Source organism: Streptomyces triticisoli, from assembly GCF_003270085.1.
Classification (GTDB): Bacteria; Actinomycetota; Actinomycetes; order Streptomycetales; family Streptomycetaceae; genus Streptomyces; species Streptomyces triticisoli.
This window is the reverse complement of record NZ_QFDQ01000099.1, coordinates 20,497-36,644: the sequence shown is the minus strand read 5'-3', so window position 1 is coordinate 36,644 and position 16,148 is coordinate 20,497. Positions and strand designations below refer to the sequence as shown.

Sequence of the window (16,148 nt, the reverse complement as noted above, 5' to 3'; positions counted from 1 at the left end):
GTGGCCGAGTTCCCGACGACGACCGGGAACTCGGCCACGGCGCCCTCGCGTTGACCCGGCACCGCAGCACCGCAGCACCGCGGCACCCGCCGCGCAAAGCCCGCACGAGTACCCACCCCGCCGTTCCCCCGCACTGTGACGTGTGGCACGATGCTGGCCACCCCCACCGGCACAGCCCTCACAGGAGACGCTCCTAGTGCAGCAACCCGCCGTTCCGGAACTGGCCCACACCCACACCCGCCCCATCCACTGGCTGGCCACCGCCACCGCGGTCGCCGCGGTGGTGGCCCTCTCCTCGGTCGTACAACCCGGCTCCGCCACCGCCGCCCAGACCGTCGGCACCAGCACCCACGTGAAGCCCGCCCCCGTGGCCGCCCCAGGCACCACCGGCGTGACGTTCCCGCTCGACTGCGGACCCGTGAAGGCCGTGGTGGCGAAGCAGGCATCCGGAGACCTCGACGGAGACGGCAGGCCGGAGACCGCCGCCGTCGTGCACTGCGACGCCTCCATGGGCACCCCGCCCGACGCCGTCTACGTCCTCACCCGGGCCGCCGGCGACGCCGCGCCCCGCGTCGTCGCCACCCTCGTCGACACCAAGGACCGGTACACGGTCACGGACTTCGCCATCCGCGAAGGAGCCGTCACCGCCACCCTGCTCGGCTACTCCTCGCCCGACGTGCCCAATTGCTGCCCCGACCTCAAGGACAGCGTGAAGTGGCAGTGGAAGAACGGCGCGTTCGTCCGCTCCACGCCCGCCGGGACGCGCGGTATCTGACCGCACGCCCCGAACCTGTGAGAAAACAGACAGTGATCACGGATCGCACGGAAGCGGTCACTCCGCGTCAGGTCCGTACACTTCGACCTTGTCCGAAACGCGACGCACGTGGATGCACTCGCCCGGGCATTCCTTCGCCGAATCGACCACATCCGCGAGAAGCTGCAGCGGCACGGGCGTTGTCGCCCCGCTGTCCTGCAGAAGCTCGTCGTCCGCGCCCTTCACGTACGCCAGACCGTCGATATCCAGCTCGAACACCTCCGGCGCGTACTGCGCGCAGATGCCGTCACCGGTGCACAAATCCTGGTCGATCCAGACCTCCAGTGCCTCGCCACCGTCCGAGGTCCGCTGCTGCACGCCCATCTCTCCTGCCGTATCACGTCGAGCCGTACGGGAATCCAGCCAGCTCCGAAGGGTGTTGAACAACTCGACCCTACCTCCGGCGGCTTTCCCATCGTGTTCGGTGGGTATTCCCCTGGCGTGAGGGAGAGCGCAAGGGTGAAGATCGGACACACCCCGACAGTCTTTGTGATCTAGGGGTTTCAATCGACACCCACCCAGGTAGGGTCTGGAAGCGTCCAGCTCCCCTTGGAGGAGGTGAGGACCGTGGCAGCCCACGACGACGACATGAACCGCGGCATCCGCCCGGGACGCGGGTCCGAGGACCCGGCCGGGCAGATCGCCTACCTTGAGCAGGAGATCGCCGTCCTGCGACGCAAGCTCGCCGACTCTCCGCGACACACGAGGATTCTCGAAGAGCGGATCGTCGAGCTGCAGACCAACCTGGCCGGCGTGTCCGCCCAGAACGAACGGCTGGCGAACACGCTCCGCGAGGCCCGCGACCAGATCGTGGCCCTCAAGGAAGAGGTCGACCGGCTCGCCCAGCCGCCGGCCGGCTTCGGAGTCTTCCTGCAGGCGAACGAGGACGGCACCGCCGACATCTTCACCGGCGGCCGCAAGCTGAGGGTGAACGTCAGCCCCAGCGTCGAGCTCGAGGAGCTCCGGCGCGGCCAGGAAGTGATGCTGAACGAGGCGCTCAACGTGGTGGAAGCCATGGAATTCGAGCGCGTCGGCGACATCGTCACACTCAAGGAGATCCTCGAGGACGGCGAGCGCGCCCTGGTACTCGGGCACACCGACGAGGAACGGGTGGTACGGCTCGCCGAGCCGCTGCTGGACGTCGTCATCCGCCCCGGCGACGCCCTCCTGCTCGAGCCCAGGTCCGGCTACGTCTACGAGGTCGTGCCCAAGAGCGAGGTCGAGGAACTCGTCCTCGAAGAGGTGCCCGACATCGGCTACGAGCAGATCGGCGGCCTCGGCAACCAGATCGAGGCCATCCGCGACGCCGTGGAGCTGCCGTACCTCTACCCGGACCTGTTCAGGGAGCACGAGCTGCGCCCGCCCAAGGGCGTCCTGCTCTACGGACCCCCCGGATGCGGCAAGACGCTCATCGCCAAGGCCGTCGCCAACTCGCTCGCCAAGAAGGTCGCCGAGGTGACCGGCCAGGCCGCCGGCAAGAGCTTCTTCCTCAACATCAAGGGCCCCGAGCTGCTGAACAAGTACGTCGGCGAGACCGAGCGGCAGATCCGCCTCGTCTTCCAGCGTGCCCGGGAGAAGGCCGGCGAGGGCACCCCCGTCATCGTCTTCTTCGACGAGATGGAGTCCCTCTTCCGCACCCGCGGCTCCGGCGTCAGCTCGGACGTGGAGAACACCATCGTCCCGCAGCTGCTCGCCGAGATCGACGGCGTGGAAGGCCTGCAGAACGTGGTCGTGATCGGCGCCTCCAACCGCGAGGACATGATCGACCCGGCCATCCTGCGGCCCGGCCGCCTCGATGTGAAGATCAAGATCGAGCGTCCGGACGCCGAAGCGGCCCAGGACATCTTCGGCAAGTACCTCACCGAGCGTCTCCCGCTGCACGCGGAGGACCTCGCGGAACACGGCGGCGCCAAGGACTCCACGGTCCAGGCGATGATCCAGACCGCGGTGGAACACATGTACGCCGAAACCGAGGAGAACCGCTTCCTGGAGGTCACCTACGCCAACGGCGACAAGGAAGTCCTCTACTTCAAGGACTTCAACTCCGGCGCCATGATCGAGAACATCGTGGGCCGCGCCAAGAAGATGGCGATCAAGGACTTCCTCGAGAAGAACCAGAAGGGCCTGCGCGTCTCCCACCTGCTCCAGGCGTGCGTGGACGAGTTCAAGGAGAACGAGGACCTGCCCAACACCACCAACCCCGACGACTGGGCCCGGATCTCCGGAAAGAAGGGCGAGCGGATCGTCTACATCCGCACCCTCATCACCGGAAAGCAGGGCGCGGACACCGGACGCTCCATCGACACGGTGGCGAACACCGGTCAGTACCTGTAAAAAACAGGGCGGCTGCGGGTGCCCTCCACGGGGTACCCGCAGCCGACTGTTTTCCAGGCCACCGCATGGGGCAGGCAATGACACAAATGATCTCCCCACCAGCGCAAAGGCGTTCTAGGCTCTTTCCTACCGCCGGGTCGCGCAGCGCGGGGACGGGCACCGCACAGGCACCCGAGCATCAGCGGTACTTGAGCGCCGCCCACGACCGAGGGCGCCGCCGGGCAAGGAGGGCCGCATGACCGTACGGCGAGTAATGGGCATCGAGACGGAATACGGAATCTCCGTCCCCGGCCACCCCAACGCCAATGCCATGCTCACCTCGTCCCAGATCGTCAACGCCTACGCGGCGGCGATGCACCGGGCCCGCCGGGCCCGCTGGGACTTCGAGGAGGAGAATCCACTGCGGGACGCCCGTGGCTTCGACCTCGCCCGAGAGGCCGCCGACGCCAGCCAGCTCACCGACGAGGACATCGGCCTGGCCAACGTCATCCTGACCAACGGCGCACGGCTCTACGTCGACCACGCCCACCCCGAGTACAGCGCGCCCGAGGTCACCAACCCGCGCGACGCCGTCCTGTGGGACAAGGCCGGCGAGAGGATCATGGCCGAAGCCGCCGAACGGGCCGCCCAGCTGCCCGGCGCCCAGCCGATCCACCTCTACAAGAACAACACGGACAACAAGGGCGCCAGCTACGGCACGCACGAGAACTACCTGATGAAGCGGGAAACCGCCTTCTCCGACATCGTGCGCCACCTCACGCCCTTCTTCGTCTCCCGCCAGGTCGTCGCCGGGGCAGGCCGCGTCGGCATCGGCCAGGACGGCCACGAACACGGCTTCCAGATCAGCCAGCGCGCGGACTACTTCGAGGTCGAGGTCGGCCTGGAGACCACACTCAAACGGCCGATCATCAACACACGCGACGAACCGCACGCCGACGCGGAGAAATACCGCCGCCTGCACGTGATCATCGGCGACGCCAACCTCTCCGAGATCTCGACGTACCTGAAACTGGGCACGACCGCCCTGGTCCTGTCCATGATCGAAGACGGCTTCATCGCCGTCGACCTGGCTGTCGACCAGCCCGTCCGCACACTCCACCAGATCTCGCACGACCCGTCGCTCAAGCGCCTGATCACGCTCCGCAGCGGCCGGACACTCACCGCCGTACAGCTCCAGATGGAGTACTACGAGCTGTCGCGCAAGTACGTCGAGGAGCGTTTCGGGGCGGACACCGACGACCAGACCAAGGACGTCCTGACCCGTTGGGAGGACACCCTCAACCGCCTGGAGAACGATCCCATGAGCCTGGCCGGCGAGCTGGACTGGATCGCCAAGCGGGAGCTCATGGAGGGTTACCGGCGCCGTGACGGCCTCGACTGGGACTCCGCCCGGCTCCACCTCGTCGACCTCCAGTACGCGGACGTACGCCCCGAGAAGGGCCTGTACAACCGCCTGGTGGCCCGGGGCCGCATGAAGCGGCTCCTGGACGAGGCCGAGGTCGACCGGGCTCGTACGAAGCCGCCGGAGGACACGCGTGCGTACTTCCGCGGACGCTGCCTGGAGCAGTACGCCGACGACGTCGCCGCGGCCTCCTGGGACTCGGTCATCTTCGACCTGCCGGGCCGGGACTCGCTCCAGCGCGTCCCAACCCTGGAACCGCTTCGCGGAACGCGTAATCACGTCAAGGAGCTCCTGGACCGCTGCCGCACCGCGGAGGACCTGGTCAGGGTTCTGTCAGGAGGCTGAGCGAACACGAACGGACACCGGATCAGGCAGGCCGCCCAGGGTGGAAATCCCCAGGTGCGGGAATCATCGAGGTGGCCCTCGCACGTCGGAGAAACTGCGGGGCCGATGTCGGACCCGGCTTGTAGGGTCTGGTCATGTAGGGCGAACTGAGCGGGGTGAGGGTTATGGCAACGAAGGACACCGGCGGCGGGCAGCAGAAGGCCACGCGCTCCACCGAGGAGATCGAGGAGCAGGCCCAGGACGCACAGGCCGCGGAAGAACTCAAGGAACGCCACGAGAAGCTGAGCGACGACGTGGACGACGTCCTCGACGAAATCGATGATGTGCTCGAGTCCAACGCCGAGGATTTCGTTCGGAGTTTCGTCCAGAAGGGCGGAGAGTAAAGACGTTTCGGGGCGATCGCCTTCAGATCGAAGGTCTCGGGGGGATGGTTGCGGAAACGTCGGAGAAGCGGTGCGCGCGCTGCAGGAGAGAACTGCCGCTCACCGCTTTCGCGCGGGACAAGAACCGACGCGACGGCCTCCGAGTGCGGTGCCGGGAGTGCGTGGCGGAACACAGCGCCGCGCACTCCCGGCGTCGCCGGGAGGCCATGGGAAAGCCGGTTCGCGTGAAGCGCCGGTACGGCATCACGGAAGCCGAGCGCGACATGCTGGTCGCTTCGCAGCGAGGCGTCTGCTGCATCTGTTTGCCGGCTCCGCCGGCACATGTGGATCACTGCCACGAGACGGGTAGGGTCCGTGGCGTACTGTGCTTCAGCTGCGACGCCGCGCTGGGGCAGTTCAAGGATCGGCCCGACGTCATAAGGCGAGCGGCCGCATACGTGGAAGGAAACGTGTGGAAGCCAACACTCGTAGCACCGGGCGTCTACCAGCTGCCTTCCTGACGCCTGGGTCCTCCTCCTTCATGGACTTCCTCGCCGAGCACCAGCCGGAGCTGCTGCCGGGCAAGCGGCAGCTGCCGCCGACCCAGGGGGTGGTCGAGGCGCCGCACGGGACGACGATCGTGGCGGTGTCCTTCCCGGGGGGCGTCGTGCTGGCCGGTGACCGGCGGGCGACCATGGGGAACGTCATCGCGCAGCGGGACATCGAGAAGGTGTTCCCGGCGGACGAGTACTCGGCCGTGGGGATCGCCGGCACGGCGGGTCTCGCCGTGGAGATGGTGAAGCTGTTCCAGCTGGAGCTGGAGCACTTCGAGAAGGTCGAGGGGACGCAGCTGTCGCTGGAGGGCAAGGCGAACCGGCTGTCGACCATGATCCGCTCCAACCTGGGCATGGCCATGCAGGGCCTGGCCGTGGTCCCGCTCTTCGCGGGGTACGACCTGGACCGGGAGAAGGGCCGGATCTTCTCCTACGACGTCACCGGCGGCCGGTCCGAGGAGCACGGCTTCGCGGCCACCGGTTCCGGCTCGATCTTCGCGCGCGGCGCCATGAAGAAGCTCTACCGCGAGGACCTGACCGAGGCCGACGCCACCACGCTGGTGGTGCAGGCCCTGTACGACGCGGCAGACGACGACTCGGCGACCGGTGGTCCCGATGTCGCCCGCCGGATCTATCCGATCGTCACCGTGATCACCGAGGACGGCTTCCGCCGGCTCACCGAGGAAGAGTCCTCCGAGATCTCTCGCTCGGTGCTGCAGCGGCGGCTGGAGCAGCCCGACGGCCCGCGGGCCGCGCTGCTGTAGCCGGCGGCCGGTTCTTCTCCAGGGTGATCCAGTGACTTCGACAGAAAGGGACGGATAACCGGTGTCGACGCCGTTCTATGTCTCACCTCAACAGGCCATGGCCGACCGGGCGGAGTACGCCCGCAAGGGCATCGCCCGTGGCCGCAGCCTGGTCGTGCTGCAGTACACCGACGGAATCGTGTTCGTCGGTGAGAATCCGTCCCGCGCGCTGCACAAGTTCAGCGAGATCTACGACCGGATCGGGTTCGCGGCCGCCGGCAAGTACAACGAGTACGAGAACCTGCGCATCGGCGGCGTCCGCTACGCCGACCTGCGCGGTTACACCTACGACCGGGACGACGTGACCGCCCGCGGCCTGGCGAACGTCTACGCCCAGACCCTGGGCACGATCTTCTCCAGCGCCGCGGAGAAGCCGTACGAGGTGGAGCTGGTGGTCGCCGAGGTGGGGGAGACCCCGGAGGGCGACCAGATCTACCGGCTGCCGCACGACGGGTCGATCGTGGACGAGCACGGCTCGGTCGCGGTCGGCGGCAACGCCGAGCAGATCAGCGGCTACCTGGACCAGCGCCACCGGGACGGCATGTCCCTGGCGGAGGCGCTGAAGCTGGCCGTGCAGGCCCTGTCCCGCGACACCAACGGCAGCGAGCGGGAGATCCCCGCCGAGCGCCTGGAGGTGGCGGTGCTGGACCGTACGCGCCCGCAGAAGCGCAAGTTCAAGCGGATCGTGGGCCGCCGGCTCCAGCGGCTGCTGCAGGCCGACGGCGCCGCGACGGAGGCGGAGGGCTCCGAGGAGGAGGGCTCCGAGGGAGGAGAAGTAGCCCCGGGCCACTGCCCCGCTCCCGGGTGCCCCGGCCGACGGAACGGCCGGGGCACCCGGGCGTCTCAGGAGGCGCCCGGTGGTGCTGTGGAGCCCCGTACGACCAGTTCCACGGGAATGTCACCGCCCTGGGGTGTGCGGCCCTCCAGGACGGCGAGGAGGGCGTGCATGCCCCGTTCGCCGAAGAGCTCCGCGTCCAGCCGTACGGTGGTCAGCTCGGGGTCGATGGCGGTGGCGAGGGCGAGGTCGTCCAGGCCGGTGACGGAGATGTCGTCGGGCACGCGCAGCCCGAGGCGGCGCAGGGCCTTGTAGGCGCCGGCGGCCAGCTTGTCGTCGTCGCACACCAGTGCGGTGGGCCGCGGGCCGGGGGTGCCGAGCGCGGCCTCGGTGGCGGCCCGGGCGTCCTCGAAGGAGAGGGGGGAGCGGACGGTGCGCACCGAGGTGCCGGGCACGGCGCCCGCACGCGCCGCGAGCTCCCGGGCCCGTACCTCGAAGGTCCAGGAGGCCACGTCCGCCGCGAGGTGCAGGAATCTCCGGTGGCCCAGGCCCAGCAGGTGGCCGGCGACCTGGCGGATGCCGTCCGCGATGTCCAGGTTGACGGTGGCGGCGCCCGGGCTGCCCTCGGGGTCGCTGTCCAGCATGACCAGCGGCAGCCGGTCGCCGCGGATCGCGGTGAGGGCGTCGGCGGCCATGGAGGAGGCGATGACGCCGTCCAGGGCGGCCTGGGCGGAGGCGAAGGGGTTCTTCGCCGGGCCGATGCCCTCGGGGGAGGGGTACAGCACGACGCCGAAGCCGTGCTCGGCGGCGACGCGGGCGGCCCCGGTGTAGACCCCGGCGAAGAACTCGGTGGTCAGGGCCGGGACGACGAGGAGCACGGTCCGGGTGCGGCCCAGGCGCAGGTTGCGGGCGGCCAGGTTGGGCCGGTAGCCGAGTTCCCGGGCGGCCTGCCTCACCCGTTCGGCGGTCGCCTCGGCCACCCGGCCGCGCCACTTGTCGCCGAGGACGAGGGAGACGGCGGCCTGGGAGACCCCCGCGGCCTGGGCGACGTCACGGCTGGTGGGGCGCGTGCTGCTTCGTGCCACCGCGGGGCTGCTCCTCTTCATCCGCTCGTTCGCCTCCGGCTCGCTGCCGGTCGTCTGGACCGGTGAACAGCGCACATGGTACGTATGACCGAGCACGTTATACGTAACACCGGAGGTTGCTCCAGCGCCTCGGGCAAGTCGACGGAAGGCAGGGCGATGGCCGCGGGATTCGCGGGATACCTGGAGATTCTCCGGGCGCGGCACGCCGCCCGGCTGCTGGCCGGCACGCTCGTGGGGCGGCTGCCCAACGCGACCGGGGCGATCGCGATCCTGCTGTTCGTGCGCGCGGAAGGCGGCACGTACAGCCTGGCGGGGGCGCTGGCGGCGGTGTACGGCGTGGCCAACGCCGTGGGCCAGCCGCTGCTCGGACGCATGGTGGACCTGCACGGGCAGCCCCGCGTCCAGTTGCCGGCCGCGCTCGCGGCGGCCCTGGCGATGACCGCCTTCGCCCTGACCGGCATCGAGCCGACCGCTCTCGCCGCCACCGCCGTGGCGGCCGCCGGACTCTTCACACCGCCCCTGGAAGGCGGTCTGCGCGCCCTGTGGCCCTCCGTGCTGCGCCGGGAGGACCAGGTGCACACGGCGTACGCCATGGACGCCGTGGCGCAGGAAGTCATGTTCACCGTCGGCCCGTTGCTGGTGACCCTGTGCGTGTCGCTGTGGTCGGCGCAGGTGGCACTGGTGGTGCTGAACGTCCTCGGGGTGCTGGGCGCGCTGTCCGTGGTCTGTTCGCCGCCCTCGCGCGCGTGGCGCTCGGCACCGCGGGAGGCGCACTGGCTGGGCGCGCTGCGCTCGCCGGGGCTGCTGGCGCTGCTCGGCGCGTTCCTCTTCGTGGGGGTCGCGCTGGGCTCGATCACGGTGGCGGCGGTGCCGTACGCCGACGAGCACGGCGGTGACGCGGTGTACGGCTGGCTGATGGCCGGGCTGGGGCTGGGCGCGCTGGTGGGCGGTGCGGTCTACGGGGCGCGGCAGTGGAGCGGTGTGCCCGAGCGGCGACTGCGGGTGCTGGTGGCTCTTCTGGCGGTCTGTTATCTGCCGCTGACGCTGATGCCGGGCGTGGTGGCGATGGTGCTGCTGGCGATGGTGTCCGGGGTGTTCCTCGCGCCGTGCATCGCCTGTGCGTTCGTCATCGTGGACCGGCACGCTCCGGCCGGGACGGTGACGGAGGCGTTCTCGTGGCTGGTGACGACGTTCACCGTGGGAGCGTCGGTCGGAACGGGGCTCGCGGGCCCGGTGGTCCAGGCGGGCGGCGCGCTGTGGGGCTTCGCGGTGCCGGGTGCCGCGGGGGCCGTGTCGCTGCTGGTGCTGCTGGCCACCGGACGGGTCCTTTCAGCTCCCGTGGGGCGGGCGGTGGTTGCGGCTTCATCGGAAAATGATCCAAATCGTGCTCTCGAACCCCGTTTGAGTTCCGAGGATCGGGCGTAAGGTTCATGCATGGACCGCCGCATTTTCGGGCTGGAGAACGAGTACGGCGTCACGTGCACGTTCAGGGGACAGCGGCGCCTGTCTCCTGACGAGGTGGCGCGGTACCTTTTCCGCCGTGTCGTGTCATGGGGCCGAAGCAGCAATGTTTTTCTGCGAAACGGCGCCCGGCTCTATCTCGACGTGGGGTCACATCCGGAATACGCGACACCCGAATGTGACAATGTGATCGAACTGGTCACCCACGACAAGGCCGGAGAGCGCATTCTGGAAGGACTCCAGGTAGACGCGGAGCGACGCCTGCACGAGGAGGGAATCGCGGGCGACGTCTACCTCTTCAAGAACAACACCGACTCGGCGGGCAACTCCTACGGTTGCCACGAGAACTATCTGGTGGCACGGCACGGGGAGTTCTCGCGGCTCGCGGACATCCTCATCCCGTTCCTGGTCACGCGCCAGCTGCTCTGCGGTGCGGGAAAGGTTCTGCAGACCCCCCGCGGGGCCGTGTACTGCGTGAGCCAGCGGGCCGAGCACATCTGGGAGGGCGTCTCCTCGGCGACCACCCGTTCGCGGCCCATCATCAACACGCGTGACGAGCCGCACGCGGACGCCGAGCGCTACCGCCGGCTGCACGTCATCGTGGGCGACTCCAACATGTCCGAGACGACGATGCTGCTGAAGGTCGGCGCGACCGACCTGGTGCTGCGCATGATCGAGGCGGGCACGGTGATGCGCGACCTGACCCTGGAGAACCCGATCCGGGCGATCCGCGAGGTCAGCCACGACATCACGGGCCGCCGCAAGGTGCGCCTGGCCAGCGGCCGGGAGGCCTCGGCGCTGGAGGTGCAGCGGGAGTACTACGAGAAGGCGGTGGACTTCTGCGAACGGCGCGGCATCCGCACCGGCACGGTGGAGCAGGTGCTGGAGCTGTGGGGCCGCACGCTGGACGCGATCGAGGCCGAGGACCTCGACCGGATCGGCACCGAGATCGACTGGGTGATGAAGTACAAGCTCATCGAGCGGTACCGGGCCAAGCACAACATGACCATGTCGCATCCGCGGGTCGCCCAGATAGACCTCGCCTACCACGACATCCACCGTCGTCGTGGCCTGTACTACCTGCTGGAGAAGAGGGGCCAAGCCGCCCGGATCTGCAACGACTTGAAGATCTTCGAAGCCAAGTCGGTCCCCCCGCAGACCACTCGGGCCCGGCTGCGCGGCGACTTCATCCGGCGGGCGCAGGAACAGCGCAGGGACTTCACCGTCGACTGGGTGCACCTGAAGCTCAACGACCAGGCGCAGCGGACGGTGTTGTGCAAGGACCCGTTCCGTTCGGTGGACGACCGGGTGGAGAAGCTGATCGCCGGAATGTGAGCGGGGCGGACCGGGGCGCCGGTTCCGCACGAAAGGCCGGAACGCCACACGGGCGCCGTACGTTTCAGGTACGGCGCCCTTCTCACGACGTAGAGTTGCGCGCACGCCATCAACAAGATCGACCGATTACGAGGCCCCCACCGTGCGCCGACGCTCACTTCTTCTGTCCGTACCCGCGGGACTTGTCACGCTGGCCGCCTGCGGCAACGACAAGTCCGGTTCGAGCAAGGCCAGCGAGAGCCCGTCGCCCTCCGCCTCGGTCCCGTCCTCCGCGCCGTCACCGAAGATCGTCTCCGGGCCGCTGCCGGAGATCACCGCGGGCACGAAGTTCGGCGAGAAACCGACCGTCGCCAAGGGCAGCGGCGCCCCCTCGAAGGACATCGCCGTCAAGACGGTGATCGCGGGCGGTGGCCGGACGATCGCGGAGAACGACTATGTCCAGGCGCACTACCTGGGCCAGATCTGGGACACGGGAAAGATCTTCGACAACTCCTACGACCGCAAGGCTCCGCTGATCATCCAGCTGTCCCAGGGCACGATCATCGACGGCTGGCGCTACGCCCTGGAGGGTAAGAAGGTCGGCAGCCGCGTCGAGTTCTCCGTGCCGCCCACCTGGGGGTACGGCACGCAGGGCAACGCGCAGGCGGGCATCAAGGGCACCGACACGCTGGTCTTCGTCGTGGACGTGCAGAACACCTTCAACTCCAAGAGCTCGGCCCAGGGCAGGACGGTTCCGCAGAACAACGCCGGCCTGCCCGAGGTGGGCACCAACACCGACGGCGCGGCCCCGTCCATCACCGTCCCCAAGGCCGCCGCGCCCAAGAAGCTGGTGGCCGACTACGTCATCGAGGGCGACGGCCCCGTGGTCAAGGCGGAGAGCACCGTGCTCGTCCAGTACAAGGGCGTGCTGTGGGACGGCGGCAAGGAGTTCGACTCCACGTACCAGAGGGACACCCTGGCCTCGTTCTCCCTGCAGCAGGTCGTCAAGGGCTGGGCCGAGGGCCTGACCGGCAAGAAGGTCGGCAGCCGGGTCCTGGTCGTCGTCCCGCCGTCCCTGGGCTACGGCGACAACCCGCCCCCCGGCAGCGACATCAAGAAGGACTCCACGCTGGTCTTCTCGGTGGACATCCTGGCGGCGATGTAGAGCACTGCGGTCAGCGCCACGCCACGGTCTCCCGCCGCGGGCGCGCACCCGGCGGGGATGTAAGACTGTGCGGGTTTCGTAGTCGTGGTTTTCTTGTACTTGTAGTGGACGAGCAGGAGCGTAGGACGTGAGCATCGAGAAGCCCGAGATCGACTTCCCGGGCGGCGAGCCCCCGGCGGATCTTGAGATCAAGGACATCTGGGAGGGCGACGGGCCGCAGGCCAAGGCGGGCGACACCGTCTCCGTGCACTACGTCGGTGTGGCCTTCTCCACCGGTGAGGAGTTCGACGCGTCCTGGAACCGCGGTACGCCGCTGCGGTTCCAGCTGGGTGTCGGCCAGGTCATCGCCGGCTGGGACCGGGGCGTGCAGGGCATGAAGGTCGGCGGGCGCCGCCAGCTGATCATCCCGCCGCACCTGGCCTACGGCGACCGCGGCGCGGGCGCCCGGATCAAGCCCGGCGAGACGCTGATCTTCGTCTGCGACCTGGTCGCGGTCTGATCGGCCCGCGCCGGATCCGTGCGGGATCCGATCGTCCGAGGCCCATGCCTGTTCGGGCATGGGCCTCGGCTTTTGTCACCGCACGTCGGGGCGGTACGGTCGTCGGTCGTAAGGACCATAGGGAAGGCGAAGGGCGTCGATGGCCATTGCCAAGGCCGAGCGGCTGATGAACCTGGCGCTGTGTCTGCTCGGGACCCGGCGGCCGCTGAGCAAGCGTGAGCTGCGCGGGTCCATCGAGGCCTACCTCGAAGCGGGGACCGACGACTCCTTCAACCGCATGTTCGAGCGGGACAAGGACGACCTGCGCGAGCTCGGGCTGGTCATCGAGACCGTCGAGAGCCTGGACGGCGAGGTCGGCTATCTGGCCCGCCGGGACAGCAACCGGCTGCCGCCCATCACCCTGGACGCCGAGGAGGCCGCCGCCCTGGGCCTGGCCGCCAAGGTCTGGCAGCAGGCCCGCCTGGCCGGAGCGGCCAGCGGCGCCCTGCAGAAGCTGCGCGCGGCGGGGCTGCCCGAGGACGTCGACCCGTACGAGACCCACGGCGCCCTGGAGCCGCGCATCCCGGTCCACGAGGCCGCCTTCGAGCCGCTGATGCTGGCCTGCCGCGACCGCCGTCCGGTCGTCTTCGACTACCGCAAGGCCACCGCCGTCCGCCCCGAGACCCGGCATGTCGAGCCGTGGGCGCTGGAGTGCTGGCGGGGCCACTGGTACCTGGCCGGCTTCGACCGCGACCGCGGCGCCGAGCGGGTCTTCCGGCTGTCCAGGATCACCGGCAGGGTCCGCTCCCGCGGCACCGGCTTCACCGCCCCGGTCCCCGACGTCGTCACCGTGCGCGAGACCGTGGCGGGCTGGGCGGGCGAGATCACCGACCGCTCCGCGCGGATCCGGCTGCGCACGGGCGCCGGGTACCCCCTTCGGGCGAAAGCCACCGCCGTACGGGAACTCGGTGACGGCTGGGACGAGTTGGACATCCCGTACGGGCACGGGCTGGACGCCTGGCTGGTGGAGTTCGGACCGGACGTGGTGGTGCTGGAGCCGGACGAGCTGCGGGCGGACGTGGTGGAGCGGCTGCGTGCCGTGGCCAAGGGCTGAGGGGGAGCGAGCGAGACTGTGGCAGGCAAACCGGTCAGGCCCACGAGCGCCATCGACCAGACCCGGCGGATGCTGTCCCTGGTGACGTATCTCAGGGAGCGGCCCGGCGCCCGGGTGGAGGACGTGGCGCGCGCCTTCGGCATCACCGAGGACGAGCTGGTCTCCGACCTCGACGTGCTGCCCATGTGCGGCACCAGCTTCCGTGGTGGCGACCTGCTGGACATCGACACCGACGGCGAGCGCATCTGGTGGCACAACCCGGCCGCGCTCGGCGCGGAGGCGGCCGAGCCGCTGCGGCTGGCCGCCGACGAGGCGACCGCGCTGCTGGTCGCCGCCCGTGCGGTGGCCACCCTGCCGGGCCTGCGCGAGAGCGACCGGCAGGCGCTGCTGCGGGCGACGGCCAAGGTGGAGGCCGCGGCCGGCGAGGCCGCCGGCGCCAGCTCCCGGCTGTCGGTGACCTTCGAGTCCGAGGGCGGCGTCTTCGCCGACGTCGACCGGGCGATCTCCGAGCGCCGCCGGCTGTGGATCCGCTACTACTCGCCGGCCCGCGACGAGGTCACCGAGCGCGAGATCGACCCCATCCGTCTGGTCAGCGTCGGGCACACGTATGTGGAGGCCTGGTGCCGCCGCTCCGAGGCGCGCCGCACCTTCCGGCTCGACCGGGTCGCCGAGATCAAGATCCTCGACGAGCCGTCCGCGCCGCCCGAGATGGAGTTGCGCGACCTGTCCCAGGCGCTGGTGCAGCCGGCCGCGGAGGACCCGGAGGTCGTCGTCGAGGTCGGCCCGGGCGGCCGCTGGGTCGCCGAGTACTACCCGCACGACAGCGCCGATGAGCTCCCCGACGGAGGCCTGCGCATCACTCTGCGCACCCCCGATCCGGCCTCCCTCAGACGCCTGGCCCTCCGCCTGGGCGGCGACGGCCGCATCGTCGCCCCCCGCGAGCTGGCCACCAGCGCCCAGCGGGCGGCCCGGGAGGCCCTGGCGGCGTACGACGGCATCGGGGCCGCCGGGAACACCGGGGACCGCGCGGTGCCGGACGCCCGGAGTGCGCACGCGGTTCACGACGGGCGGTACGACAGGCAGGAGCAGGGGCTTTGAGCGAGTCGGCGACGGCTGGAGTGCGCGGGATGTCGGTGGCGGCGGCGTTCGCCGGGATGCGGAGCGTGGCTCCGGTGGTGTTCCGGGCGGGCTGCCCGGACTGCCGGGGCCGTTGCGAGCTCGCCGCGAGCGCGCTGCGCCTGGTCATCGGTGCCAGCAGCCGCACCACCTTCTACTCCTTCACCTGCCCCGACTGCGGCGCCGCGGTCCGCAAGCCGGCCGGTGAGCGGATCGTCGAACTGCTCACCGGCGGCGGGGTCAGCACCCTGCGCCTGCACTCCACCCTCTAGGCTCGGCGTCATGTTCTGGCCGATGTTCGCGGTGGCGGCGGGTTTCGTGGGGCTCGCCGTCCTCGGAGTGCTCGCCGTCCGGGTCTTCGTGGAGGCACAGCGCCTGGGCCGGCAGGTCACGGAGTCGGCGCGCCGCATCAACAGGGCGGCCGAGGACCTGGAGCGGGCGACCATGAGCGCCGCCCGGTCCGTGGACACGTTGTGAGCCCTCGCGCGGCGTACGGCCCGGGTGGCTTCGCCCTGTCATACCGCCGCTTCCGGCAGGTACGCTGCTGGTCGCGGACCGGAGAACGAGGCCCGGGCCGCGGACGGGCGTACGCACAGGGATTGCCTCGTGTTCACCCCTGAGCGTTACGATCGCTGTCAGAGCGATGGGTCGGACCTGCGTCCGGCCGGTCGGACAGCACCCACCCAGCCGCCTCGGTGAGAAGGTAAAGACTTATGTTCGGAAGGCTCGGAGCCCCCGAGATCATTCTCATCCTCGTCGTCATCGTCCTGCTGTTCGGCGCGAAGAAGCTTCCGGACATGGCGCGCTCGCTCGGCAAGTCCGCCCGCATCCTCAAGAGCGAGGCCAAGGCGATGAAGGAGGACGGCGGCAAATCCTCCGCCCCGGCGCCCGCCACCGAGGAGCAGCCCCCCGCCCAGCGCACCATCCAGGCCGCCCCCGGCGACGTCACCAGCTCGCGCCCGGTCAGCGAGCCGACGGACACCACCAAGCGCTGACGCACGGCCGGACCGCTCCGGCCTGCCGCAC

At 69.8% G+C, this 16,148-nt stretch carries 17 protein-coding genes and 1 pseudogene; 16 read left to right on the top strand and 2 right to left on the bottom strand.

From position 1 onward, the window contains the following. Positions 1 to 196: 196 nt before the first annotated feature. Positions 197 to 775, top strand: coding sequence for a hypothetical protein (locus tag DEP02_RS16665; protein ID WP_112468144.1), 579 nt, complete (start codon positions 197 to 199; stop codon positions 773 to 775). A gap of 57 nt (positions 776 to 832) precedes the next feature. On the opposite strand, the gene DEP02_RS16660 is transcribed toward DEP02_RS16665, so the two are convergent. Beyond that, positions 833 to 1,138: a ferredoxin gene (locus DEP02_RS16660; RefSeq protein WP_112468150.1), complete on the bottom strand. Its 306-nt coding sequence runs from the start codon at positions 1,136 to 1,138 to the stop codon at positions 833 to 835. Between the two features lie 243 nt (positions 1,139 to 1,381). On the opposite strand from DEP02_RS16660, the gene arc reads away from it, so the two are divergent. The 6 genes and pseudogenes from arc to prcA all read left to right on the top strand — a co-directional run. After that, positions 1,382 to 3,148, top strand: a complete 1,767-nt coding sequence (arc, locus tag DEP02_RS16650) for a proteasome ATPase (protein ID WP_112468142.1) — start codon at positions 1,382 to 1,384, stop codon at positions 3,146 to 3,148. 235 nt (positions 3,149 to 3,383) lie between these two features. Beyond that, positions 3,384 to 4,895: a depupylase/deamidase Dop gene (dop, locus tag DEP02_RS16645; protein WP_369123208.1), complete on the top strand. Its 1,512-nt coding sequence runs from the start codon at positions 3,384 to 3,386 to the stop codon at positions 4,893 to 4,895. Positions 4,896 to 5,059: 164 nt separating this feature from the next. Beyond that, the gene (locus DEP02_RS16640) at positions 5,060 to 5,278 is read left to right on the top strand and encodes a ubiquitin-like protein Pup (protein WP_112468138.1); all 219 of its coding nucleotides are present in this window, start codon (positions 5,060 to 5,062) and stop codon (positions 5,276 to 5,278) included. 44 nt (positions 5,279 to 5,322) lie between these two features. Next, complete coding sequence (locus DEP02_RS16635) at positions 5,323 to 5,778, top strand: endonuclease VII domain-containing protein (RefSeq protein ID WP_112468136.1); 456 nt, start codon at positions 5,323 to 5,325, stop codon at positions 5,776 to 5,778. Beyond that, entirely contained in the window at positions 5,730 to 6,575 is an 846-nt protein-coding gene (prcB, locus tag DEP02_RS16630) for a proteasome subunit beta (RefSeq protein WP_112468134.1), read from the top strand. Before DEP02_RS16635 ends, prcB begins: the two co-directional genes overlap by 49 nt. 61 nt (positions 6,576 to 6,636) lie before the next feature. Then, positions 6,637 to 7,380 (top strand): annotated as a pseudogene (gene prcA / locus DEP02_RS16625) (proteasome subunit alpha); the annotation flags it as partial. A 77-nt stretch (positions 7,381 to 7,457) separates the two neighbouring features. Here prcA and DEP02_RS16620 read toward each other — a convergent pair. Then, positions 7,458 to 8,474, bottom strand: coding sequence for a LacI family DNA-binding transcriptional regulator (locus tag DEP02_RS16620; RefSeq protein ID WP_112468132.1), 1,017 nt, complete (start codon positions 8,472 to 8,474; stop codon positions 7,458 to 7,460). A 156-nt stretch (positions 8,475 to 8,630) separates the two neighbouring features. On the opposite strand from DEP02_RS16620, the gene DEP02_RS16615 reads away from it, so the two are divergent. From DEP02_RS16615 to tatA, 9 genes are all read left to right on the top strand, one after another. After that, positions 8,631 to 9,899, top strand: a complete 1,269-nt coding sequence (locus DEP02_RS16615) for an MFS transporter (RefSeq protein WP_112468130.1) — start codon at positions 8,631 to 8,633, stop codon at positions 9,897 to 9,899. 9 nt (positions 9,900 to 9,908) lie between these two features. Further along, entirely contained in the window at positions 9,909 to 11,270 is a 1,362-nt protein-coding gene (gene pafA, locus DEP02_RS16610) for a Pup--protein ligase (RefSeq protein ID WP_112468128.1), read from the top strand. A 142-nt stretch (positions 11,271 to 11,412) separates the two neighbouring features. Then, positions 11,413 to 12,414 (top strand): FKBP-type peptidyl-prolyl cis-trans isomerase, encoded by a 1,002-nt coding sequence (locus tag DEP02_RS16605; protein WP_112468125.1) that lies wholly within the window; start codon positions 11,413 to 11,415, stop codon positions 12,412 to 12,414. A gap of 127 nt (positions 12,415 to 12,541) precedes the next feature. Beyond that, complete coding sequence (locus DEP02_RS16600) at positions 12,542 to 12,913, top strand: FKBP-type peptidyl-prolyl cis-trans isomerase (RefSeq protein WP_112468123.1); 372 nt, start codon at positions 12,542 to 12,544, stop codon at positions 12,911 to 12,913. Between the two features lie 139 nt (positions 12,914 to 13,052). Next, positions 13,053 to 14,006, top strand: coding sequence for a helix-turn-helix transcriptional regulator (locus DEP02_RS16595; RefSeq protein WP_112468121.1), 954 nt, complete (start codon positions 13,053 to 13,055; stop codon positions 14,004 to 14,006). A gap of 18 nt (positions 14,007 to 14,024) precedes the next feature. After that, positions 14,025 to 15,104: a helix-turn-helix transcriptional regulator gene (locus DEP02_RS16590; protein WP_112468119.1), complete on the top strand. Its 1,080-nt coding sequence runs from the start codon at positions 14,025 to 14,027 to the stop codon at positions 15,102 to 15,104. After that, positions 15,101 to 15,394 (top strand): hypothetical protein, encoded by a 294-nt coding sequence (locus tag DEP02_RS16585; protein WP_112468118.1) that lies wholly within the window; start codon positions 15,101 to 15,103, stop codon positions 15,392 to 15,394. Before DEP02_RS16590 ends, DEP02_RS16585 begins: the two co-directional genes overlap by 4 nt. Positions 15,395 to 15,404: 10 nt before the next feature. Further along, complete coding sequence (locus tag DEP02_RS16580) at positions 15,405 to 15,599, top strand: hypothetical protein (protein ID WP_112468116.1); 195 nt, start codon at positions 15,405 to 15,407, stop codon at positions 15,597 to 15,599. Positions 15,600 to 15,835: 236 nt separating this feature from the next. After that, positions 15,836 to 16,117, top strand: coding sequence for a Sec-independent protein translocase subunit TatA (gene tatA / locus DEP02_RS16575; RefSeq protein WP_112468114.1), 282 nt, complete (start codon positions 15,836 to 15,838; stop codon positions 16,115 to 16,117). Positions 16,118 to 16,148: the final 31 nt, after the last annotated feature.